General features: G+C 46.8%; 22 protein-coding genes. 8 read left to right on the plus strand and 14 right to left on the minus strand.

From position 1 onward, the window contains the following. Window positions 1–84 precede the first annotated feature (84 nt). From A3Q3_RS0105335 to pstB, 4 genes are all read left to right on the plus strand, one after another. Window positions 85–1,110, plus strand: a complete 1,026-nt coding sequence (locus A3Q3_RS0105335) for a PstS family phosphate ABC transporter substrate-binding protein (protein ID WP_020182542.1) — start codon at window positions 85–87, stop codon at window positions 1,108–1,110. Window positions 1,111–1,289: 179 nt separating this feature from the next. Continuing rightward, entirely contained in the window at window positions 1,290–2,237 is a 948-nt protein-coding gene (gene pstC, locus A3Q3_RS0105340) for a phosphate ABC transporter permease subunit PstC (protein ID WP_020182543.1), read from the plus strand. Next, window positions 2,237–3,187, plus strand: coding sequence for a phosphate ABC transporter permease PstA (gene pstA, locus A3Q3_RS0105345; protein WP_020182544.1), 951 nt, complete (start codon window positions 2,237–2,239; stop codon window positions 3,185–3,187). Before pstC ends, pstA begins: the two co-directional genes overlap by 1 nt. A 22-nt stretch (window positions 3,188–3,209) precedes the next feature. Continuing rightward, entirely contained in the window at window positions 3,210–3,989 is a 780-nt protein-coding gene (gene pstB / locus A3Q3_RS0105350; protein ID WP_020182545.1) for a phosphate ABC transporter ATP-binding protein PstB, read from the plus strand. 90 nt (window positions 3,990–4,079) lie between these two features. Here pstB and A3Q3_RS0105355 read toward each other — a convergent pair whose 3' ends face one another. Then, window positions 4,080–5,285 (minus strand): glycosyltransferase, encoded by a 1,206-nt coding sequence (locus tag A3Q3_RS0105355; RefSeq protein WP_020182546.1) that lies wholly within the window; start codon window positions 5,283–5,285, stop codon window positions 4,080–4,082. Between the two features lie 148 nt (window positions 5,286–5,433). Between A3Q3_RS0105355 and A3Q3_RS0105360 the strand changes: the two genes are divergently transcribed. Then, window positions 5,434–6,297 (plus strand): zinc dependent phospholipase C family protein, encoded by an 864-nt coding sequence (locus A3Q3_RS0105360; protein WP_026361772.1) that lies wholly within the window; start codon window positions 5,434–5,436, stop codon window positions 6,295–6,297. A gap of 138 nt (window positions 6,298–6,435) precedes the next feature. Here the strand turns inward: A3Q3_RS0105360 and A3Q3_RS0105365 are convergent, their stop codons facing one another. The 5 genes from A3Q3_RS0105365 to rlmE form a co-directional block, all read right to left on the minus strand. Then, entirely contained in the window at window positions 6,436–6,972 is a 537-nt protein-coding gene (locus A3Q3_RS0105365) for a phosphatase PAP2 family protein (RefSeq protein WP_020182548.1), read from the minus strand. Window positions 6,973–7,092: 120 nt separating this feature from the next. After that, entirely contained in the window at window positions 7,093–8,445 is a 1,353-nt protein-coding gene (gene glmM / locus A3Q3_RS0105370) for a phosphoglucosamine mutase (RefSeq protein ID WP_020182549.1), read from the minus strand. Window positions 8,446–8,563: 118 nt separating this feature from the next. Further along, window positions 8,564–9,385 (minus strand): dihydropteroate synthase, encoded by an 822-nt coding sequence (gene folP, locus A3Q3_RS0105375; protein ID WP_026361773.1) that lies wholly within the window; start codon window positions 9,383–9,385, stop codon window positions 8,564–8,566. A 60-nt stretch (window positions 9,386–9,445) separates the two neighbouring features. Further along, the gene (ftsH, locus tag A3Q3_RS0105380; RefSeq protein ID WP_020182551.1) at window positions 9,446–11,338 is read right to left on the minus strand and encodes an ATP-dependent zinc metalloprotease FtsH; all 1,893 of its coding nucleotides are present in this window, start codon (window positions 11,336–11,338) and stop codon (window positions 9,446–9,448) included. Window positions 11,339–11,426: 88 nt separating this feature from the next. Further along, window positions 11,427–12,044: a 23S rRNA (uridine(2552)-2'-O)-methyltransferase RlmE gene (rlmE, locus tag A3Q3_RS0105385; protein WP_025224677.1), complete on the minus strand. Its 618-nt coding sequence runs from the start codon at window positions 12,042–12,044 to the stop codon at window positions 11,427–11,429. 54 nt (window positions 12,045–12,098) lie between these two features. Here rlmE and yhbY point away from each other — a divergent pair, with 54 nt between their 5' ends. Beyond that, a complete protein-coding gene (gene yhbY / locus A3Q3_RS0105390; protein WP_025224678.1) occupies window positions 12,099–12,407 on the plus strand; it encodes a ribosome assembly RNA-binding protein YhbY in 309 nt (102 codons plus the stop codon). Between the two features lie 15 nt (window positions 12,408–12,422). Here yhbY and A3Q3_RS0105395 read toward each other — a convergent pair whose 3' ends face one another. From A3Q3_RS0105395 to bamE, 6 genes are all read right to left on the minus strand, one after another. Next, a complete protein-coding gene (locus tag A3Q3_RS0105395) occupies window positions 12,423–12,860 on the minus strand; it encodes a DUF4149 domain-containing protein (RefSeq protein WP_020182554.1) in 438 nt (145 codons plus the stop codon). 1 nt (window position 12,861) lies between these two features. Then, window positions 12,862–13,344, minus strand: coding sequence for a transcription elongation factor GreA (gene greA / locus A3Q3_RS0105400; RefSeq protein WP_020182555.1), 483 nt, complete (start codon window positions 13,342–13,344; stop codon window positions 12,862–12,864). Window positions 13,345–13,435: 91 nt separating this feature from the next. Then, the gene (gene carB, locus A3Q3_RS0105405) at window positions 13,436–16,639 is read right to left on the minus strand and encodes a carbamoyl-phosphate synthase large subunit (protein WP_020182556.1); all 3,204 of its coding nucleotides are present in this window, start codon (window positions 16,637–16,639) and stop codon (window positions 13,436–13,438) included. Beyond that, window positions 16,639–17,775, minus strand: coding sequence for a glutamine-hydrolyzing carbamoyl-phosphate synthase small subunit (gene carA, locus A3Q3_RS0105410; protein WP_020182557.1), 1,137 nt, complete (start codon window positions 17,773–17,775; stop codon window positions 16,639–16,641). The genes carB and carA overlap by 1 nt, the downstream gene beginning before the upstream one ends. Before the next feature lie 157 nt (window positions 17,776–17,932). Beyond that, complete coding sequence (dapB, locus tag A3Q3_RS0105415) at window positions 17,933–18,733, minus strand: 4-hydroxy-tetrahydrodipicolinate reductase (protein ID WP_020182558.1); 801 nt, start codon at window positions 18,731–18,733, stop codon at window positions 17,933–17,935. A gap of 56 nt (window positions 18,734–18,789) precedes the next feature. Beyond that, window positions 18,790–19,962, minus strand: a complete 1,173-nt coding sequence (gene bamE, locus A3Q3_RS14140) for an outer membrane protein assembly factor BamE (RefSeq protein WP_232418369.1) — start codon at window positions 19,960–19,962, stop codon at window positions 18,790–18,792. 199 nt (window positions 19,963–20,161) lie between these two features. Here bamE and fur point away from each other — a divergent pair, with 199 nt between their 5' ends. Next, on the plus strand, window positions 20,162–20,587 hold the full coding sequence (gene fur, locus A3Q3_RS0105425; RefSeq protein ID WP_025224683.1) for a ferric iron uptake transcriptional regulator: 426 nt from the start codon (window positions 20,162–20,164) through the stop codon (window positions 20,585–20,587). Between the two features lie 55 nt (window positions 20,588–20,642). Here fur and recN read toward each other — a convergent pair whose 3' ends face one another. After that, complete coding sequence (recN, locus tag A3Q3_RS0105430) at window positions 20,643–22,292, minus strand: DNA repair protein RecN (protein ID WP_020182561.1); 1,650 nt, start codon at window positions 22,290–22,292, stop codon at window positions 20,643–20,645. A 47-nt stretch (window positions 22,293–22,339) separates the two neighbouring features. After that, entirely contained in the window at window positions 22,340–23,221 is an 882-nt protein-coding gene (locus tag A3Q3_RS0105435) for an NAD(+) kinase (protein ID WP_020182562.1), read from the minus strand. Window positions 23,222–23,311: 90 nt separating this feature from the next. On the opposite strand from A3Q3_RS0105435, the gene hrcA reads away from it, so the two are divergent. Further along, window positions 23,312–24,340, plus strand: a complete 1,029-nt coding sequence (hrcA, locus tag A3Q3_RS0105440; RefSeq protein ID WP_020182563.1) for a heat-inducible transcriptional repressor HrcA — start codon at window positions 23,312–23,314, stop codon at window positions 24,338–24,340. Window positions 24,341–24,356: the final 16 nt, after the last annotated feature.

Genomic DNA, 24,356 nt, shown 5'->3' on the forward strand with positions numbered 1-24,356 from the left:
AATTATCATAAAATTGCGGCTGTAACATTTTGGTCATTGATGCATCAATGACCTACTCATTGTCTCTATTGTTAGGTTTAATCCATGACTTTTGTATACAAGCGTTTACCGTTCATCTCATTACTCACAATGACCGCATGCCTAGTCGCCTGCTCCCCTTCCAAAGACAACGCCGCTTCTGGAAACAACAAAAATGCCATCGTAAAGATTGATGGTTCCAGCACAGTGTTCCCAATCACCGAGGCCGTGTCAGAAGAGTTTCAAATTGAGACCAAGACCCATGTGACGGTCGGTATTTCTGGCACAGGCGGTGGCTTTAAAAAATTCTGCCGTGGTGAAACCGATGTACAAAACGCCTCTCGCCCTATTCTTGAAAAAGAGATGGCGGCCTGCAAAGCTGCTGGTATTGAATTTATTGAGTTGCCGATTGCATTTGACGCATTGACTGTGGTGGTGAATCCTAAAAATGATTTTATCAAAAGCATCACCGTGGCTGAGCTAAAAAAAATGTGGGCGCCGGAAGCACAACAAACCATTACCACTTGGCAACAGGTCAACCCAGCTTGGCCAGACACTGCGCTCAAGCTGTTTGGTGCAGGTTCGGATTCCGGCACTTTCGATTACTTTACCGAAGCGATTGTGGGTAAAGCAAAATCCAGCCGTGGTGATTTCACTGCATCAGAAGATGACAATGTACTGGTACAAGGCGTGATTAATGACAAAGGTGGCCTAGGCTATTTTGGCTATGCTTACTACGAGGAAAATCAAGATAAAATCAAAGCAGTGCCTATCGCCTTGGATGAAAAATCTGCTGCAGTATTGCCAAGTAAACAAAGTGTCATGGACGGTACCTACCAACCACTATCACGTCCATTGTTCATTTACGTGAGTGCAAAATCTGCGAAAGAAAAACCAGAAGTAAAAGCATTTGTAGACGCTTACTTGCGTGATGCGACGGCATTGATCGAAGAGGTTAAATTTATTCCCTTGCCAGAAAAAGACATGCAGGCGGTACAAGCGCATTGGGCGGCACTGAAAACTGGCACCGGCTTTGGCGGTAAGCCAGAGGTTGGCATTAAAATCGAAGATTTACTCAAGCGTATTCAGTAATAGTACGCACTTCAGTATCTCTCGACTTACAAGGCAGCTTTCTTAGCTGCCTTTATTGTTTATAGACGCCGTAAAACAAGCGTTATCTTATCCAAGTGTCATATGTAAAAAGCAATTTGACTTATTTTTGTCACATTTCTTTATTACAATCGTGTTAACTTTAAAAATAGAAATATATAATGTCGGCTTCCGCTCAAACTCTCAGCACAACTATGATGCAAACCATTAGCCCGCGTTTAGCCAAAAACATTAAACGGAACGTACGCGAACGTATCATCGAGTTCATTTTGATGCTTGCTGCGCTATCTGCAGTGTTGACCACTTTTGCGATTGTTGCGGTGCTGCTATACGAGTCACTCACCTTCTTTAAAGTCGTCTCACTCAAAGACTTTTTAACCGATACACAATGGACACCGCTGTTTGAAGATGCGCATTACGGCATCATGCCTTTGGTCTCTGGCACACTCACTACCTCAGCCATTGCATTGTGTGTAGCCATTCCAATCGGTACTGTTGGCGCTATTTATCTTTCTGAGTTTGCCAGTCATCGCGTACGTGAAACGGTCAAGCCGATTCTTGAGCTACTGGTAGGTGTACCAACCGTAGTATTTGGTTACTTTGCATTGTTATTTGTTACGCCACTTCTACAAAAAATATTCCCAGATTTACCCGGTTTTAATATGTTGGGCCCAGGTATCGTCATGGGCATCATGATCATCCCTTACATCTCTTCCGTTGCCGAAGACGCCATGCGCGCAGTGCCAATGAGCATGCGTGAAGGCAGTTATGCCATGGGTGCAACCCGTTTTCAAACGGCTGTAAAAGTGGTCACACCGGCCGCTATCTCCGGCATTATCGCTGCCTATATTTTAGGTATCTCACGTGCTGTGGGCGAAACCATGGTGGTGGCGGTAGCTGCAGGCCAACAGCCAAACCTGACCTTTAACCCGATGGATAGCGCCGCTACTATTACTGCCTACATCGTACAAGTCGCTTTAGGCGATTTACCGCATGGCAGTATTGGTTACCAAAGTATTTTCGCAGCAGGCTTAGTGCTCATGTTAATGACATTGTCTTTTAACATTCTAGGCCATGTCGTACGTAAAAAATTCCGTGAGAACTACTAATGAATGATACGCAAATAAAACAAGCCAGCGTGCTGGAAAACATTGGCGCTGTGCGCGCCATGATCAAGCGTCATAAACGCAATGATATTTTGTTTTCCATCATTGGTTTAATCGCACTGATGATTGGTCTGCTGACATTGTGTACGCTGTTTATTGATCTCATCATGGATGGCTATCAACGTTTCAATCTGAGTTTCTTTAGCGAGTTCCCATCCCGCCGTGCTGCACGCGCAGGTATTTTGTCTGCTTGGGTGGGCTCACTATTGGTGATGACGGTGACCTTTTTAACCGCGGTACCTTTAGGTGTAGCGGCAGGCTTATATTTGGAAGAATATGCAAAAAAAGGCTGGCTGTCCGATTTAATCGAGATCAACGTCTCTAACTTGGCAGGCGTGCCTTCTATTGTGTATGGCTTGCTCGCTTTAGGTTTGTTTGTGTACGGTCTGGGTTTAGGCCAAAGCATCTTAACTGCCGGCCTTACTTTAGGTTTACTGATTCTGCCAGTCGTGATTGTGTCTACCCGTGAATCGATTCGTGCTATTCCTGTGGCGATTCGCGAAGCTGCTTACGCCGTGGGCGCAACCAAATGGCAAGTGGTGAAAGACCACGTATTGAAGTATTCACAGGGCGGTATTTTAACTGGGGTAATTATTGGCATGGCGCGCGCATTGGGCGAAACTGCACCGGTCATTACCATTGGTGCATTGACCTTTATTGCGTTCTTGCCACCTTCTCCGATCAGCACCGAACCACCGTTTTTAAACTTTGAATGGCTCACTTCTGGCTTTACCGTGCTGCCGATTCAAATGTTCAACTGGCTGTCACGTCCGGACCATGCTTTCCATATCAATGCAGCCGCTACCGGCGCCATCATTATCGTTGTCACATTATTGATGAACGGTACAGCGATTTGGTTGCGTTACAAAATTCGTAAAAATATTAAGTGGTAATTTAGAAACTTTAGGAAACCCAATGGTGAATGTCACTACCCCTATTAAAGCCGAATCACGCGATTTAAACTTTTTCTACAGCACTGGTACCAAAGCACTCAAAGGCATTAATATGCCGCTGTACGAAAACAAAATTACCGCGCTGATTGGTCCTTCCGGTTGCGGCAAATCTACATTTTTGCGCTGCTTTAACCGTATGCACGATTTGTACCCTGGCAATAAATACCAAGGTCAAATTATCATGCACCCGGACAACACCAACATTTTGGATCAAGGGGTAGACCCGATTGAAGTACGCATGCGTATCAGCATGGTATTCCAAAAGCCTAATCCGTTCCCTAAGTCTATTTATGAAAACGTCGCCTATGGTTTACGCGTACGCGGTGAGAGCAATAAACGCATCATGGATGACAAAGTAGAAGAAGCGTTAAAAGGCGCTGCATTGTGGAACGAGGTCAAAGACCGTTTGCATGATTTGGCATTTAACTTATCTGGCGGTCAGCAACAACGCTTGTGTATTGCGCGTGCATTGGCCACAGATCCTGAGATTATGCTGTTTGATGAACCGACGTCTGCATTAGACCCGATTGCAACGGCCAATATTGAAGAACTGATGAGCGAACTGCGTGGCAAGCTGACAATCCTAGTAGTGACGCACAATATGCAACAAGCGGCGCGCGTGTCTGACTACACTGCCTATATGTACTTGGGCGAATTGATTGAGTACGGCGATACCGATAAGATTTTTACCAACCCTAGCCGTAAAGAAACTGAAGATTACATTACCGGTAAATTTGGTTAATCATTAAAGCAGCCACAAAAAAGCCAGCATATGCTGGCTTTTTTATTTGTGCTTGAGTGACACATCAATACATCACTCCAATATCACAACCTACTCCGTTTGTGGTGCAGAAAACACTGGCGTTTTTTGCTGTGCATGCTGCCGTTGAATCACCACATTGGTATATAGCGCTAACAGCTTCTCAGCCTGTGCTGCGGCCGACCATTTTTGTTGTGCATACGTTTTACCACGTAACCCCAACGCCTCGCGTTGCTGTGCATTAATGAGCAAGCTCTGAATCTTCTCTACAAAATCCAACTCATTTTCTTGTGCAATGCGTGCACCCAAGTCTTCTACCAACACCGAAGCAGTGCCCAATTCTGCAATTGCAACGACGGGCGTTGCTTGTGCCATCGCCTCTAGCAACACCAAGCCCTGCGTTTCACTTTTAGATGCAAATACAAAAATGTCTGCCGCTTGATAGCATGCATTTAACTCTGTGTTGCGATCCAAATAGCCTAAAAACTGTACGTACTTTTGAATGCCTAACTGGTGTACTTGTTGTTTCAGGCTGCCTTCGGCTGGCCCTTCCCCGGTAATCAACAATAGAATATCCGGCACTTCATCGGCCAAGATACGCACAACCTCTAACAAAAAGCTGATATTTTTCTCATGTGCGACCCGCCCCACATACAACAGCATAGGGCGTTGTGTTGGGATGCCATGCTTTGCTCTAAATGCCATGCCATCCGCCGGTGCAAAGCTATTGGCTTGTAAGCCGGTAGCAATCACTTCCGATGGCGTATGTACACCATATCTTCGCAATACATCTAACATAGGCTGAGATGGCGACACCAATGCATCGATTTGATTGCACTGGCTTTTCGAGATCATTCTGGCCAAACCTCGTGCCATGAACTGCGGAATCATTGGCAAATAGTGGTGCAAATAATCCTCAAAAAACGTGTGATAGGTTTCTATCACTGGAATATTGAGCGCTTTAGCCAGCTGCAACCCTGCATAGTGCGCAACAAAAGGTGTATGAATATGCAAAATATCGTAAGACTGCTGCTTTAAAATCGGTAACAGCGCTTTCACCTGGCTAAACTTCATCAGCTTATCTTCAGGGTCAAAATAAATACTACGTGATGGCACACGCGTAACCCAAGCCTCATCCGTTGTTTCTACACCGTAATCCGGTGCTATTAAATGTACGGTATGGCCCATTTGCTGCATTTGTGCAGCAAACGTTCTGATACTGGTCGACACACCATTCACGCGTGGGAAATAAACATCCGAAATCAGTAATATATTCATGTAGTTATCTATTTTAAATTAAGCTCCTTTGATGCTAACGTCATAATATGACAGCCATGTGAACACATCACATTAAACCTTATACAACGTCATAGAATGTTCATGCTTGTGTCACAGCACCTTCATTTCCTCATGTAAAAGTGCACGCATGCAGAAAAGAATAATGATTAAAGTACTCTGGGGGTTTCCGTTGTTGATCTATGCAATGGATGCCAATGCTTGGGGCCTGTTTACCCACATTTATTTTGCACAATACGTAGTGCTTGCCACGCCGATACTAGACCCAAGAGTACAAAATGCCATTAAGAAGTTTCCGCAACTGGTGATGGCAGGCGCTTGTTTGCCAGACCTCGCATTAATTTCAAAACACTTTAAAACCACCCATGAATGGCAACAAGCGCAGACGCTATTGACGTCTGCTAGTACCGATGAAGAATTGGCTATTGCTGTGGGCTATACCAGCCATTTGTTTGTGGATATTGTGGCGCACAATCACTTTGTGCCTGCGTTTGAAGCTAAGTGGCTTAATGCATCGATTGTCACGCACGTGACGTCGGAATGGGCGATGGATGCCTATATCCGTAAGCACTTGCAATATCGCCCGTTCAAACTACTCAGACAGCATATCGACACCATTGCACCGTTTATTGCCCAAGGCTTTGAATGCTCGCAGCAGCAAGCCTATCAAGCACTAAACCGCCTAGCCTGGGCCGATAAGTTGTTACGCTTTAGTCAGTTATCGCAGCTTTGCCTACATCGCATTAGGCATCGTGACGATGAGTTTGTGTTGAAGCTGGAATATTACTTACAGCAAACGCACGAGGCCTTGCAACAGTTTGAACCCGTATTGAAAGGACAAACGCCCGCCTTGTTTGCAGAGCTGACACACATGAGCGCGACAGAGATGGTGGTGTGGCGAGAGAAGTGTTTGATTGAGGCGAGATTACGTTTAACGACTGCGGTGAAAGTGTACCAAGATTACCAGCAGCAACTGACCACACCGCACGCCTAGCCTACCTTAGCTTAGCCTACAGAGTACTGGCACTACATTAAAATAGTAAGGCTATGTTTCTGTAGCCAGAACGCACAAAACGGAAAACGACTGCCTAGAATAGGTAGTCGCCAAATATGCTTGCTACACTTATGCTTCTTACACTAGCAAGAATGAGCAATGTACGATCAAGTAACCAATCATGGCGCCTGCTAATACATCACTTGGGTAGTGTAAGCCTAGAATGACGCGTGACATGGCCACCATCAGCATAAACGGGATCAGCAAGAATGCCAGCACAGGAAAGTAAGCGATAGCAATCAAGCCAAACACTACAGCGTGCAAAGTGTGGCCTGAAGGGAAACTAAAATGATCCAGCGGTTTGCCCACTACCCATACATCTTGTCGTACCTGAAATGGACGTGGGCGATGTGTTTTGAGTTTTAACCATTTGTAGACCAAGGTACCGGTGAGGCCCGCGGCCATCATATGTAGCACTGGCTTCAGCCCTTCGCCTTGCTCAACCAGCATAATGGCGGCCATCAATAGATACCAGAACAAGCCATCGCCAAGTCGACTCACTGCGCGGAAGACATCGCGAATAATGCGATATTGATTGGTATGGCTCACGCTTACACACAGCGCGCTATCCATTGCCTGCATCCGATGTAAATATAAACGCATGGTATTGTTCATCATCAATCCTTATGACTCTTATTGATGATGTCATCATGCAAGCCTACGATGAAGCAAGCATGACAAACAGATGAACTTTTTTTGAAGGCCCACACTACATCATGGGCTCTCTATCAAGGTTTATGCTGCAGCTTTTTTAACTTCTCCGGCAATATCTTCTGCCAACTGCTGCACTAGCACACGGTCTTGGCCTTCTACCATCACACGTATTTTGGGCTCTGTACCAGATGCACGTAACAGTACACGACCAGTCCCATTGAGCTTAGTTTCTGCCGCACTGACCGAGGCTTGAATACCTGCGTGACTTAAATCAAGCTTTTGCGCAGTGGTTACATTAATCAGCACTTGTGGGTACAACGTTAAGCCAGCACCCAACTCTGCTAAAGTTTTGCCACTCTCGCGCAATGACTGCAACACTTGTAGCGCTGCAATAATCGCGTCACCACTGGTATGTTTATCCAGCGTTAAAATATGGCCGGAGTTCTCCCCGCCTAATTTCCAATTTTTTTCGTTGAGCAATTCAAGCACATAACGGTCGCCCACCTTGGCACGTGCAAAGGGGATTTGATGTTGTTTGAGCGCATGTTCCAATGCTAAATTGGTCATCAAGGTACCCGCCACGCCGCCCTTGAGTTTGCCTTTGGCGTATAACCCCAATGCAATCACATACAGCAACTGGTCACCATCCAATAAAGCACCATGCTGATCCACCATCATCACACGGTCACCATCGCCATCAAATGCAATACCCAAATCCGCTTGATGTTCCAGCACGGCTTTTTGCAATGCTTGTGGATGTGTGGAGCCCACTTGTTCATTGATATTGATGCCATCTGGGTGATTACCGATGGCAATCACCTCTGCGCCCAACTCGTGAAATACATCTGGCGCTACATGATAGGTCGCACCATGTGCACAGTCCAACACAATTTTTAATCCGCGCAAATCCAAATGATTTGGGAATGTGCTTTTACAAAACTCGACATAGCGGCCAGCTGCGTCATCTACGCGTTTGGCTTTCCCTAAGTGTGCAGACTCCATCACTTGCATCGGCTGTGCCAACTCGGCCTCAATCGCATGCTCAACGTCATCTGGCAATTTAGCGCCTTGGCTAGAGAAGAATTTAATGCCGTTGTCGTAATAAGGATTATGCGATGCTGAAATGACAATCCCCGCTTGAGCGCGTAACGCACGTGTTAAATAAGCGACGGCTGGCGTTGGCATAGGGCCTGTGAGCAGCACATCCACACCTGCTGCCGACAACCCTGCCTCTAGCGCAGCCTCTAACATATAGCCAGAGATACGTGTATCTTTACCAATCAATACAGCTGGGCGCACGCCCTTAGGCAATGCTTCACGCTTGGCTAATACACGACCGGCGGCATACCCCAAACGCATGACAAAATCCGGCGTAATGACAGACTCCCCCACTTTGCCACGGATACCATCTGTTCCAAAATACTGTTTACTCATCCTAGAGACTTCATTCATTATGTAATTGTTATATTTTACCGCTTGTATACCTAGCAGACGAGCACAAAATGTCTCACCCCAGTTGCTAGCCAACAATCAAGCTTCGCCAGCTTAGCTTTTAAAGAATCGCCGTTACGACCTTGAGTGCTTCCACGGTCGCTTTTACATCATGCACGCGTACGATGTTTGCGCCCTTCATTGCAGAAATCACTGCAGCAGCCACACTGGCATGCAAACGCGCGTCCACATCCTGACCGGTTACTTGCCCAAGCACAGATTTCCGCGATAACCCTACCAATAACGGGTAGCCTAAATCCTGCAAGCTTGATAACTCTTGTATTAACTGAATGTTATGGGCTCTGGTTTTACCAAAGCCAAAACCTGGATCTAGCATAATCCGCTCTTTGGCTATCCCTGCCGCCAAACAAGCGGCTGCCCGTTCTGCCAAAAACAATCTCACTTCATCCACTACTTGCGTATAGACCGGGTCTATTTGCATGGTTTGCGGCGTGCCCTGCATATGCATTAAACACACACCTACTTTGCTACTGGCCACAGCTTGCATGGCACCTGGCTCTTGTAACGCACGTACATCATTCACAATACTTGCGCCCGCACGAATTGCTTCTACCATCACCGCAGGCTTATAAGTATCAATCGAAATAGGCACTTTGACGTGTCGCGACAACACTTCAATCACCGGGATGATACGATCCAATTCTTCTTGCAGTGCTACTGGTGTTGCATTTGGTCGTGTGGATTCGCCACCGACATCTAGAATATCTGCACCCTGCTCCACCAAAGCAAAGGCGTGCTCTACCGCAGCTGAAGTATGTACAAAATGCCCTCCGTCTGAAAAAGAGTCAGGCGTGACATTCACGATGCCCATCACGTGAGGGCGAGTGAGTGTTAATTCAAATTGTGCACAATGCAATATCATCATAAAAAAAGGGTTGGTCTAAATTTACATTTAGCCAACCCTGTTGTTCCAACTAATTAATTAGTCATTTTTTGCGGTAGGTTGCGGCGCCGGATTCACTACTGTTCCTGTGCCACCACCAGAAGATGGCTTGGTGCTCGCTTGGCGTGGTTTAGGTGCACGTACTGGCAACCCAGCCATGATGTCGTTGATTTGATCAGCATCAATGGTTTCGTGCTCCATCAATGCTGCGGTCATCGCTTCCACCTTGTCACGGTTATCTTCCAGTAACTTACGCGCAATCCCATATTGCTCATCCAAGATACGACGAATTTCTGCATCTACTTTTTGCTGTGTCGCTTCTGATACAGTCTTAGAGCTCATGCTACCAAAAAACGAATCTTGCTCATTGCCCGCATAGACCATAGTACCTAATGCATCAGACATCCCATATTTGGTGACCATATCGCGCGCCAGTTTAGTAGCTCGCTCAAAGTCATTAGAGGCGCCAGTCGACATTTGATGCATGAAAATCTCTTCGGCAATACGGCCACCAAACAAGATGGAAATTTCTTCCAGCATTTTGTCTTTGTAATTACTGATGCGGTCAAACTCTGGCAACTGCCAAGTCAAACCTAACGCCCAACCACGCGGCATGATTGTCACTTTATGTACTGGATCTGCCTTAGGCAACAATTTTGCCACCACAGCATGGCCACTCTCGTGATAAGCCGTATTACGACGCTCTTCTTCGCGCATCACCATGGATTTACGTTCAGGACCCATGAAGATTTTATCTTTCGCATCTTCAAAGTCAGCCATATCGACAGTGCGTTTATTGCGGCGCGCTGCGAACAATGCGGCTTCATTGACCAAGTTCGCCAAGTCAGCACCACTAAAACCAGGGGTACCGCGTGCCAAAATATCCGCTTTCACATCTGGATCAATCGGCACTTTACGCATATGCACTAACAAGATTTGCTCACGGCCTTTGATATCAGGCAAGCCTACCATTACTTGGCGGTCAAAACGGCCAGGACGTAATAAGGCTTTATCCAATACATCTGCACGGTTAGTGGCTGCAATTACAATAACGCCAGAGTTGGCTTCAAACCCATCCATCTCGACCAACATTTGGTTCAACGTCTGTTCACGTTCATCATTGCCACCGCCTGTGCCTGCACCACGGCTACGACCCACAGCATCAATCTCATCAATAAAAATAATGCATGGTGAGTTTTTCTTGGCAGTTTCAAACATGTCACGTACGCGCGCTGCACCCACACCGACAAACATTTCCACAAAGTCAGAGCCAGAAATCGTAAAGAACGGTACTTTAGCTTCGCCAGCAATGGCGCGTGCCAATAAAGTTTTACCTGTACCAGGAGGGCCTACCATCAAGACACCGCGCGGAATGCGGCCACCCAGTTTTTGAAACTTGCTTGGGTCACGTAAAAACTCAACCAATTCAGTCACTTCTTCTTTGGCTTCGTCGCAACCCGCCACATCGGCAAATGTCGTTTGGTTAGAGCTTTCGTCTAATTGACGTGCTTTACTTTTACCAAATGAAAATGGACCACCGCCTTTACCGCCACCTTGCATTTGGCGCATAAAGAAAATCCACACACCAATCAGCAAAATCATCGGGAACCATGACACAAAAATACTCATTAAAAGTGATTCTTGCTCTTCTGGCTTAGCCTCTACCACTACATTATTTTTCAATAAATCAGAGACCAACCATGGATCTGTCGGCGCATAAGTATTGAAGTTTTTACCTTGGTGCGTAGTGGCACGTAGCACGCGACCATCAATTTGCACTTTGGCAATATTGCCCGCTTTGACTTCTTGCATGAATTGGGAATAGACCATTTGGCTGTCGTTCTTGGTAGAACTGCCAAATTGGTTAAAGGCGGTCATCAGGACCAATGCAATAGCAAGCCAGATTGCAATACTTTTTGCGATATTGTTCAATTGTGTTCCTTCACCTAAGTATTAGGATAAGTAAATTTTATACCTTTTTATCGGCATCATGTTGCATAACTACAGTATTGATAAAGGATTATTTACGTTTTAATCCAAGCAAATAAACCTCACTACTACGATCTCGCGATGCCTTTGGTTTACGTGTTACCACTTTTTCGAATTGTTGGCGCATGGTTTTCACAATCTCATCAAAACCGCTGCCGATGAACACTTTGACCAAGAAATTACCGCCCGGTTTCAACCAATCTTGGCTGAATTCCAAAGCAAGCTCGGTCAGGTAAGCCGCACCCGCTTGATCTACATCTTTTACACCACTTATATTGGGGGCCATATCTGCAATTACAAGGTCAACTTGTTGATTATTTAAGGTGTGCTCTAGCTGCTTGAGTACGCTTTCCTCGCGAAAGTCTCCTTGGATAAATTCCACATGTGGAATAGGGTGCATCTCCAATATATCTAATGCAATCACGCGGCCTTGACCTTTGAGGCGTTGTACCACCACTTGCGACCAACTACCTGGGGTAGAGCCCAAATCCACCACAGTCATACCAGATTTAATCAGCTTATCTTTGTCATCGATTTCCATCAGCTTATACGCTGCACGCGCACGATAACCATCCTTTTGCGCCATTTTGACATAAGGATCATTCAGATGTTCCTGCATCCAAGCTTTACTTGTTCTTGATGGTTTCATAAGGAATTAGAGGCTTCGTGATAAAATGACTGCAATTGAATAGAAATGAATATTATGCAACTTAAAACCAAACAAATCGCACACCTTCGTGGCTTAGCACACAATTTAAATCCGGTGGTCATGATTGGCAACCAAGGCCTGACCGAAAACGTGATAAAAGAAATTGAATTGAATCTAAACGCGCACGAGCTGATCAAGGTACAAGTAGCCGGCGATGACCGTGATGCTCGCAAAGCCATTTATGCCGAGATTTGTGACAAAACCAATGCTGTGGCTGTGCATCACATCGGCAAACAATTGGTATTTTATCGCCCTAGCGAGACCATCAAAGAGTCCGCCAAGGTCGTCATTCCCAAACTATAATTAAACAGCACGCGCTCAGCGTGCTTTTAATACCACAACAAATCCCAACAGGCATTCAATCACGTACGCTACGCTGGATACGCCATGCCAGGTACTAAAACGGCTGGCAAATACGCTGTGCATCACATCGTTGGGGAACGCATTGGCTTTTAGCTGTGCCAACAATGGCTGAATGCCGAAATGCCCAGCCAGTACTAACAGCAGCATGACCATAATTGCCCAAAAATAGCTTTGTTTGAGCGCCACCGTACCAAATTCTATCAAACGTTGAATCAGTAAATAAAACGCGCTCGCCATGCCAATGTAGCTGACAAGTGTAAACAATCTACCGGCTACTTGACCAGCGGTCTGACGGTCTTGCAAGGTATCAAATAGCACATAGGCTGTGAATCCGGTCATCCACAAAGCACCGACCCACAAGGTAATGACGATTAAGGTAAGTTTGCGTGTCATATCAAACGTAAAGTACTTCGATAATTTCGTACTCTTTGATACCGCCTGGTGATTGCACCTCGGCTACTTCGCCTTCAGATTTACCAATCAGCGCACGCGCAATCGGCGAGCCTACGGAAATTTTTCCGCCTTTGATATCCGCTTCATCCTCACCCACAATTTGATAGATTTTGGCATCACCAGAATCTAAATCTTCAAAACGGACAGTGGCACCAAACACAACACGGCCTTCAGCATTAAGTGTTTTCGGGTCAATCACCTGTAAATTAGACAATTTGCTTTCTAGCTCGGCAATTCTGCCTTCAATAAAACTTTGACGCTCTTTGGCTGACTCATATTCAGCATTTTCAGATAAATCGCCCTGCGCACGCGCTTCAGCAATGGCCTGAATAATATTAGGTCTATCCACTGCGCGTAAACGTTGCAATTCTTCTTTAAGGAGTTCTGCACCGATGACGGTGACTGGAATTTGATTTACTGCCATATTAAAACCTTATCAATCGACTACAAAAAAAATAAACCACACTCAGCTTGAGCGTGGCTTTGTTAAATAATTCAATTAAAGTGAGTGTATTTTATGCAAGTCTTTTATGCAAGTCTTGAATCGACTCTACATTTAACTCCTGCATGTGCGTCATACCGATACACGCTGCCTTTGCACCAGCCAAGGTAGTGTAATAGGTGACCTTATTTTGCAATGCACTGCGGCGGATTTCATAGGAGTCTGCCACCGCTTTTTTGTCTTCGGTCACGTTCACAATAAAGTTGATTTCATTATTTTTAATCATATCAACAATATGAGGACGGCCTTCTGCCACTTTATTCACAGGCACCACCTTCAAACCATGCTCCGCTAAAGCCCTTGCCGTACCTTTTGTGGCCACCAATGTAAAGCCTAAGTTCGCTAAATCATGCGCGATATCGACTACCTTTTGATGGTCTTCGTTCCGTACGCTGATAAAGGCTTTACCGCCTTTTGGCAGTTTAGCAGAGGCGCCCAGTTGCGACTTCACAAAGGCTTCAGCAAAGGTATTGCCTACGCCCATGACTTCGCCGGTCGACTTCATTTCAGGGCCCAATATCGTATCAACACCCGGGAACTTGATGAAGGGGAACACGGCCTCTTTCACAGAGTAATATGGTGGAACAACTTCTTTCGTCACCCCTTGCGATTGTAAGGTTTGACCAGCCATACAACGTGCTGCGATTTTAGCTAATTGCAACCCGCAAGCTTTGGATACGAATGGTACGGTACGTGAAGCGCGTGGATTCACTTCTAACACATAGACCGTCTCACCTTGTATCGCAAACTGCACATTCATCAAGCCTTTTACACCTAAGGCTTTTGCCATTTGCACGGTCTGTTGACGCAACACATCTTGTAGCGCCTTACTTAGGCTGTAAGGTGGTAATGAACATGCAGAGTCGCCAGAGTGCACACCCGCTTGCTCCACGTGTTGCATAATGCCGCCAATTAACACCTCTTCCCCATCGCTAATCGCATCTACGTCAACTTCAATCGCGTCGTTCAAGAAACGATCCAGCAACACCGGAGATTCGTTAGAGACTTTCACAGCTTCACGCATATAACGCTCAAGCTGGCTTTGCTCATGCACGATTTCCATGGCGCGACCACCTAGCACATAGCTAGGACGCACCACTAGAGGATAGCCAATCTCTTCTGCCGCTCGAATGGCCTCCTCTGGCGCACGTGCAGTACGATTGGGTGGTTGTTTTAATCCTAAATCATGCAACATTTTTTGGAAGCGTTCGCGGTCTTCCGCACGGTCAATCGCATCAGGTGTAGTACCAATAATAGGTACACCCGCTTTTTCCAAATCACGCGCTAATTTCAAGGGTGTTTGACCACCGTATTGCACAATCACGCCCACTGGTTTTTCAATATTGACGATTTCTAATACATCTTCTAATGTCACCGGCTCAAAGTACAAGCGGTCTGAAGTGTCATAATCGGTAGAAACGGTCTCCGGATTACAGTTGACCATAATGGTTTCATAGCCGTCGTCACGCATGGCAAACGCAGCATGTACACAGCAATAGTCAAACTCAATGCCTTGACCAATACGGTTTGGGCCACCGCCCAATACCATGATTTTTTTCTTATCGGTCGGCTGCGCTTCGCACTCCTCCTCGTAGCTTGAATACATATAGGCCGTATTCGTTGCAAATTCAGCAGCACAAGTATCCACACGCTTATAGACTGGACGTACATTCAGGGCCTGACGATACGCACGCACCGCATGCTGATCTGTCGCCAACAATTTCGCCAAACGTCTATCAGAAAAGCCAATACGTTTAAGCTTAAACATGGCCTCTTTATTTAAATCAGCAATATGCTTACCACTTAAAGCGGCTTCATGTTTGATGATGTCTTGAATTTGCGCCAAGAACCAAGGATCAATTTTGGAAATATCGAAAATCTGCTCAATGGATAAGCCCATTCTGAAGGCATCACCCAAATACCAAATACGCTCAGGGCCAGGCTCACCCAACTCTTTGGTAATTTTGTCTAAATCTGTGGTGATTGGGTCTAAACCATCAACGCCTACTTCTAAGCCGCGCAACGCTTTTTGGAATGACTCTTGGAAGCTACGGCCAATGGCCATGACCTCACCCACAGATTTCATCTGTGTGGTTAAGCGGCTATCGGCTTGCGGGAATTTCTCGAATGCAAATCGAGGGATTTTAGTCACCACATAATCAATGGAGGGTTCGAACGAAGCTGGGGTCTGGCCGCCAGTAATTTCGTTACGCAACTCATCCAAAGTAAATCCAACCGCCAATTTAGCTGCAATTTTAGCAATGGGGAAACCTGTGGCTTTGGAAGCCAACGCAGATGAGCGTGAGACACGTGGATTCATCTCAATCACAATCATGCGCCCATCATCTGGATTAATCGCAAACTGTACGTTGGAACCACCCGTATCCACCCCAATCTCGCGCAATACGGCCAATGAGGCATTACGCATGATTTGGTACTCTTTATCAGTGAGCGTTTGTGCGGGCGCTACCGTGATCGAATCGCCCGTATGTACGCCCATGGGGTCTAAGTTTTCAATCGAACAAATGATAATGCAGTTATCTGCCTTATCACGCACCACTTCCATCTCATACTCTTTCCAGCCGAGCATGGATTCTTCAATCAGCAATTCTTTGGTAGGTGATGCATCCAAGCCACGTTCACAAATGGCCATAAACTCTTCACGGTTATACGCAATACCACCACCACTACCGCCCATGGTAAAGGATGGACGGATAATCGCTGGGTAACCTATATTGGCTTGCACTTGCAATGCTTCTTCCAAGCTATGTGCAATCGCAGACTTAGCTGAACCCAGGCCAATTTTGGTCATGGCTTCTTTAAATTTTTGACGGTCTTCCGCCTTATCAATCGCCTCTTTAGATGCGCCAATCAATTCGACATTGTACTTTTTCAATACACCGTGCTTGTCCAAATCCAACGCACAGTTCAATGCAGTTTGGCCACCCATGGTAGGCAACAATGCATCAGGTTTTTCTTTGGCAATGATTTTCTCTACCACTTGCCAAGTAATTGGCTCAATATAAGTGGCGTCCGCCATTTCTGGGTCGGTCATGATGGTGGCTGGATTCGAGTTCACCAATATCACGCGATAACCTTCTTCGCGCAGTGCTTTACAGGCCTGTGCACCAGAATAGTCAAACTCACACGCTTGACCGATGACAATCGGACCAGCGCCGATGATCAAAATACTTTTAATGTCGGTTCTCTTTGCCATTAGCTGGTTTTTCTTTCTTGCATTAATTCAATAAACTGGTCAAATAAATAACTCATCTCAGTGGGGCCGGGGCTTGCTTCCGGGTGGCCTTGAAAACTGAACGCCGGTTTGTCCGTGCGCGCAATGCCCTGCAAGCTACCATCAAATAAAGAGACGTGTGTTACTTTTACGTTGGCAGGCAGTGTATTCGGGTCTGCCGCAAAGCCATGGTTTTGGCTGGTGATATACACACGTTTGGAGGCCACATCTTGCACCGGGTGATTTGCACCGTGGTGCCCAAATTTCATCTTCATGGTTTTAGCGCCACTGGCTAGTGCCAATAACTGGTGGCCCAAACAAATACCGAAGGTAGGAATGCCTGATTCTACTAACGTTTTAATGGCGCTAATTGCGTAGTCACATGGCTCTGGGTCACCAGGGCCATTCGATAAGAAGATGCCATCAGGCTGATATGCCAATGCTTGCGCTGCCGTCGCTTGTGCTGGTAACACAGTGACCTTGCAACCACGTGCAGCAAGCATGCGTAAAATATTACGTTTCACGCCATAATCAAATGCCACCACATGGAATTGAGATTGATCTGGCTTTGTGTAGCCCTCACCCAACGCCCACTCACCTTCAGTAAACGAATATGGCTTCTCACAACTGACCACTTTCGCCAAGTCCATGCCTGACAAACCGGGGAATGCTTGAGCGAGTGACAGTGCTTTTGCTTCATCAATTTCGCCTGCCATAATACAACCAGCTTGCGCACCTTTTTCACGCAACACACGCGTCAACTTACGCGTGTCAATGTCTGCAATCGCCACCACATTATTGGTGGCTAAATATTCTGAGAGCGTTTGTGTACTGCGGAAATTACTGTGTAACAAAGGCAAATCGCGGATAATTAAACCTGACGCATAGACTTTGCCGGATTCCACATCCTCTGCATTGGTACCGTAGTTGCCAATATGCGGATAGGTTAATGTGACGATTTGTTGGGTATAAGAAGGGTCGGTCAGAATTTCTTGATAACCGGTCATGGAAGTATTGAACACCACCTCCCCAACCGTATGGCCTGCAGCACCAATTGCAATGCCTTTAAAAACAGTTCCATCTGCTAACACTAAAATCGCTGGAATTGTTTTTGACACCTTGGGCTCCTTTTGTTTTGACACGACACACATCTGTTACACACATCCAATATTTTAGATGTGCAAAACGGGAAAAGCTTTGCAAACTCTTCCCGTTCTTAGAATTGACGCATTATAGCCGAAATTCGACTGCGCCTCAAGCGCTAGGATTGTTTAACTAACGTAAACCGAGCACATCACGCATATCAAACAGCCCGCTAGAATGGCTGGCTAAAAACTTTGCAGCACGTAAGGCACCTTGCGCAAAAGTGGCGCGGCTGCTGGCTTTATGGGTTAATTCCACCCGCTCTCCCACGCCAGCCAACACCACGGCATGATCCCCTACCACATCCCCACCACGCATGGTCGCAAAACCAATAGTCCCTGCCTCGCGTTCGCCCGTTACACCCTCTCGAGCATAGACTGCGCAATCTTTTAATTGCTGTCCTAGGCCCTGCGCTGCAGCCTCACCCAAACGCAGTGCAGTGCCAGAAGGCGCATCAATTTTGTGGCGATGGTGCATCTCCACCACTTCAATGTCATATCCCTCATTGAGTACCCTAGCCGCTTGCTCTACTAAATTAATGAGCAAGGTCACACCCACACTCATATTAGGAGCAAATACAATCGCAATCTCTTTTGCCGCAACTTCAATGCTTGCGCGTTGTGCCTCGCTAAAGCCAGTGGTCCCGATGACATGTTTGACTTTAAGCGCACGGCAAACATCAAGATAATGCATACTGGCTTCCGGACGCGTGAAATCAATCAAGACATCCGCACCCTTGAGGGCTGCACTCACATCACTACTTAACTGCACTTGTGTCAGCTTCCCGAACTGCTCGCCTGCATCACGACCTAACTGCGGACTACCTTCCCGATCCAGCGCGCCATGCAACACCATATCCGCGTCATTGAGCACACCCTCTATCAGCGCATGCCCCATCCGCCCTGTTGCACCTGCTATCACTACTTTTACCATAATTCTCTTCTATCATTAATGACCAGCACCAACCTATGACACCACGCAGCAGCTGGTTAAAACCCAATTTTTTCAATGACACCATCTAAGTGTTCGCTAGACTCTTCGGGCGCCAGTATTTTTTGTTCGTTCGCACGTTTGCCATTGGCAACCACAAACTCTCTAACAATAAGCCAGCGCTGCGTAGCCGCATCAAACTGTAAATCAAGCTGCTTGGTGACTTCATCACTAAACACTTTAGACGCATATTTTTGGAAAAACTGCACGCTGGCTTGATTACCATGTTGCGTCACAGCCACATCCTCAAGCACCAGGCTGATATCGCCGCGCTTACCAGACAAACGCTGCTTACGTTGTGCTGCCCATGCGCTTTTGCTCAAACCATTTTCCGGCTTAAACCCATCGGCATAAGCAGCAAAATACGCCTTTACATTTTTATTACGCCAAGCGTCCGCCCATGCATTGACTGTAGCTTGTATCGCTTGCGCTGCATCACCCACTTCACCACCACTTGCAGCCGCCACAGCTGTCGCTGCTACAGCCTCACCTGCCCTCTGCGGTAGCGCTTCCGGTGCTATTTGCTCAGGTGTAGCTTCGGCTGCAACAGATGCCTGCGCCTCCGGCGCTTGCGGTAGCAGGTTCACACTGTCCACGCCAGCCATCTCTGGTTTTTTCTTGAGAATAGATTCAGTTTCGACTGCACCCTCATTGGCAATGTCTGCTGCGGCTGCGGCAGTAGCAGCTTCTGCACCTACTGGTGCTGGCGATGCTGCACTTGAAGCCACAGCTGCCGCGGCCACTGCTGCTGTTTCAGCAGGCAGATCTGTAGTGGCGGACGATGTTGCTGGAGCCGCCTCAGGCGCTGCAGCCGGCTCATCTGAACCCCAAAATTTAAACATATCAAACCAAGGTTTTTCCACTGGCTTTTTGGTGGTCGTGACAGATCTAGCAGAAGTATCCACCGGAGTGTCTGCAGACTTGTCGGTCGCAGCCACTACATCACCACGCACCGTCGTGAGTAACTCTTTATCAAAATCGAGAATCACTCTACGCTTTTCTATCACTTTGCCTTGCTGGCGCAACTGATAAAAATAATCCCAACGGTTGCCATGAAAGCTATCGACGATTAAAGGCGTGCCCATGATATATCGCACTTGCGACTTGGTCATACCCGGCCTTAACTGCAATAACATTTTTGAGGTAACAACGTTACCTTGCTGAATATCCATTTTGTAAGATTTTAAGGCAGGTAATTTGGAGCCACATCCGACAAAAAAACAGCTAACAATCAAGCATATGGGGGTGAAGATTTTCGAAAAATAACGCATTACGGTCACTTTAAATAAAGACTTGTTGTTGAATATTCATTAATATACCATGTTGATCAAGTATTCAAAAATACAGCTTAATGAATGGCGGATGAATAACATGCATGACCAGAAAGATTTAAAAAATGCCGGGCTAAAAGCTACATTACCTCGCTTAAAAATCTTGGAACTCTTCGAAAACAGCACTGAGCGTCACCTATCTGCCGAAGACGTATACAAGATTATGATTAACGCCGGCGAAGACGTTGGCTTAGCTACTGTCTATCGCGTACTTACACAGTTTGAACAAGCAGGACTACTGGCACGTCACCACTTTGAAAGCGGTAAAGCCGTGTTTGAGCTTAACGAAGGCAGCCACCACGACCACATTGTATGTATTAAGTGTGGCCGCGTTGAAGAGTTTTACGACGAAGAGATTGAAAAAAGACAAAAAAGTGCGGCGGATGAACATGGCTTTACCATGCACGACCACTCACTGACTATTTATGGTGTGTGCAAAAAACAACCCTGTACCAATAAGGGCTAAGCGTTACCAAAACCTTAGTGTTGGTAAAAGTCTTAGCCTTTACAAAAACCAAGCACTATTTAGCCAGCATTTCTTTTGCATGTTGGCGTGTAATCTCAGTAATGTGTAACCCACCCAGCATACGCGCCACTTCATCTACACGTTCTTCTGTTGCCAGCCGACGGATATGACTTAAAGTTGTCCCTGCGTGCTGTGTTTTGCTGACTTGTAAGTGGTGTTGCGCTTGCGCTGCAACCTGCGGCAGATGTGTAATCACCAGCACTTGTCGCGCATCGCCCAGTTGCTTGAGTAAAGTACCGACGACCTCGGCCACGCCACCACCAATACCGACATCCACTTCATCAAAAATCATACACGGAACCGTGCCGGAAGAAGCCGTAGTAACGTGTAGTGCTAAGCTGATTCTGGAGAGCTCGCCCCCTGATGCGACTTTAGCAAGTGCTCGGGGCGTTACGCCTGCGTGACCAGCCACTAAAAACTCAATCTGTTCCAAGCCATACACCGCTGGCTCACCGGGCAGAAGTGCGACTTGGAATTGTCCGCCTTTAAGAGAAAGGCGCTGCATTTGCTCAGTAATGCTCGCAGTGAGCGTCTGCGCTGCTTGCGTTCTTTTTGCCGTGAGTGTTTGAGCGTACTGCTGGTAAGCCTGCCATGCCTGCGCTTCTTGCTGCTTCAACATGCCGTCATCCACTGAGCTTTCTAGCACTTGCATGCGCGCAACACAGGTCTCTAGCTCCATAGGCAACTCTTCAGGTTTGATACGGTATTTACGGCTGAGCGCATGAATCGATTGGATACGCGCCTCCACTTCCGCCAGCCGTGCAGGATCTAACTCTGTGCGCTGCAAATAGCGGTTTAGAAAACGGCTCGTTTCCTCCAACTGAATAGCCGCGGACTCCACTGTGGACAATGCCTCTTGTAACGCAGCATCAAAATCCATTAACTGCGACAACTGATGCTGCACCTGCTCTACCATTGCACCAGCATTGGGTTCCGCCTCGGACAGTAGTGCTAAGCAGGACTCTACCCCTTGCAACAAACTGGCACCATGGCTCAGCCGACTATGCTCCTGCTGCAACGTGAGCCAGTCTTCCGCCTCAAAGGCCAACTGTTTGATTTCACGCGTTTTGTCTCGCAACTCAGCCAACTCTTCGGCATATGCTTCAGCATTAGTTTCTGCTGCCAGCCTTTGTTGATGCAGCTTACGCCACTGCTGGTAGCACTCAGCCACTTGACCTGCAAGCGCTTCTGCTTGCGCATATGCATCTAGAATTTCACGCTGCGTACTGTTTTTTAATAGCGAGTGATGGGCGTTTTGGCTATAAATATCTATCAATAACTCGCCCAATTCTTTTAATTGTGCGACAGTAGCCGAGGTGCCATTGATAAAGCCGCGACTGCGCCCATCCGCATAGATGACGCGACGTAAAATCAAATGCTCGTCCACATCAATTTCATGTTCGGCCAGCCATTGCTGCGCCAGCTTATTATGTGCAATGGCAAACGTGGTACTGATATCGGCTTTTTCAGACCCGGCGCGCGTGACAGCGCCATCGTTGCGCGCACCCAAGCTGAGTGATAGCGCATCAATTAAAATCGATTTACCGGCACCTGTCTCCCCGGTTAACGCCGTGAACCCGGCGTCAAACTCTAGGTCTAGTTGCTCAACAATAATAAAATCACGAATAGATAACGCTTGTAACATAGGCTTACTCAACACATTTCATGGTCATTACGGGCTGCATTGAAGAGTTATCCCCAGTTGAGCTTGTTGCGTAACATATCAAAATAGCAATATCCCTTTGGATGCAGCAACAAAATATCCTGCTTGGCACGCTGCACACGAATTTTATCGCCCGCATTCAATGTTTGCTGATATTGCCCATCTAAGCTCAGTTGTGCGTCATCTGCTTGCATCACGGTCACTTCGCATACGCTTTCGCTGGTGACAGTAATAGGACGATTACTCAATGTGTGTGGGCTAATTGGCACCAAAGAAATTGCCTTTAAATCCGGATGCAGAATAGGGCCGCCAGCAGAAAGCGCATACGCCGTGGTGCCAGTGGGCGAGCTCAAGATCAAACCATCTGCACGCTGCTTTGACACAAACTGACCATTGATTTCCACTTCCATTTCCATCAACCGCAGGGCGTTTTTGACCACCACATCATTCAGCGCTACACCGTGCAACACAGACGCACCAGCGCGGTAAATAGTGGCTTCTAACAGCATACGGCTTTCAGTCTGATATTCACCAGCAAGGATTTTATCCATCTCCACCAGCATATCTTCGGTACGTAAATCGGTTAAAAAACCAAGGCGGCCACGATTAATGCCCACCAAAGGTACCGGCTTAGGCAACTGACTTTCGTGCAGGCTTCTAGCGACGCTCAGCATCGTACCGTCGCCTCCCATCACCACAACCAAATCCACCAAGCTGCCAATATCAGCCAATGTTGCAGTGTTAAACCCGTTCAGCGCTGCGTGATGCGCCGTGTTTTCTTCTACCCATACCTGAATACCTTTGGTAGATAAATGGCTTGCCAGTTGTGCAAGTTCGTCTTGCATGTGTTGCAATGCACTGGCATCCATGTATTTGCCAATAATCGCAATCGATACAAATTGTTTTTTCATGGCAGAATTAAATCACAGAAGCGCCCAGCTTAAAAGCAAATGCCGCTGTTATCTAGGAACTAATTCGGGCAAAATAGCACCTTACTTAGCATGTTGAATTTCAGCTTGGACAAACGCGCGCAAATATTACTCAAGACCTTGGTGGAACATTACATCAGTGATGGCCAGCCGATAGGCTCGCGTACGCTCTTACAGCACTCCGGTTTGGATGTCAGTCCTGCGACGATTCGCAATGTGATGAGTGACTTGGAGCAACTTGGGTTTATTACCAGCCCACACACTTCTGCCGGACGCATACCCACACAAAAAGGGTACCGCCTGTTTGTGGATTCGTTATTAACGGTTAAGCCATTGGAAAACAACGCGTTTCAGCAACTCAAAGATGGCTTAAACTCACCCAACCAGACCGCTTTAATTAGCAACGCAGCTGACATGCTCTCGCAACTCACCCAATTTGCCGGCGTAGTGCTCACACCCAAGCGCAAACGCGTTGCGTTTAAGCATTTAGAATTTTTAGCGTTGTCCGAGAAAAAACTGCTGGTGATTATCGTGACGCAAGACGGCAACGTGCAAAACCGCGTTATCGTGACCGAAAAACCATATACAGCCAGCGATCTCACGCAAGCCAGCAATTACTTTAATGCGCATTATCAAGGCTTTACTCTGGAAGAAGTGCAGCAAAAGCTACATGCAGAACTCAAGCAGATGCAGACCGAGATGAACCAATTGATGACTGCAGCATTAGAAGCAACACATTTGGACGGCGACGAGAACAAAGATGCGGTAGTGATTGCTGGGGAACGTAACTTGTTACAGGTGGATGAACTCTCCACCAATGTCACCAGCTTACGTAAATTATTTGAGATCTTTGAGCGACGCACCTCACTGATGCAACTACTCGACAACAGCCAGCGTGCTGAAGGCATTCAAATCTTTATTGGAGGCGAGAGTGGTTATTTGCCGCTGGATGAGTGCAGCATGGTGACCGCACCGTACGAGGCAGATGGCCAAGTGGTCGGCACCTTAGGCGTGATTGGCCCAACGCGCATGTCTTACGAGCGTGTGATTCCTATTGTCGATGTCACAGCCAAATTGCTTTCTAATGCACTTTCTTCATGACAAATCAATTTGGAAA

This window comes from Methylotenera sp. 1P/1 (assembly GCF_000384355.1).
In the GTDB taxonomy this organism is placed as follows: domain Bacteria; phylum Pseudomonadota; class Gammaproteobacteria; order Burkholderiales; family Methylophilaceae; genus Methylophilus.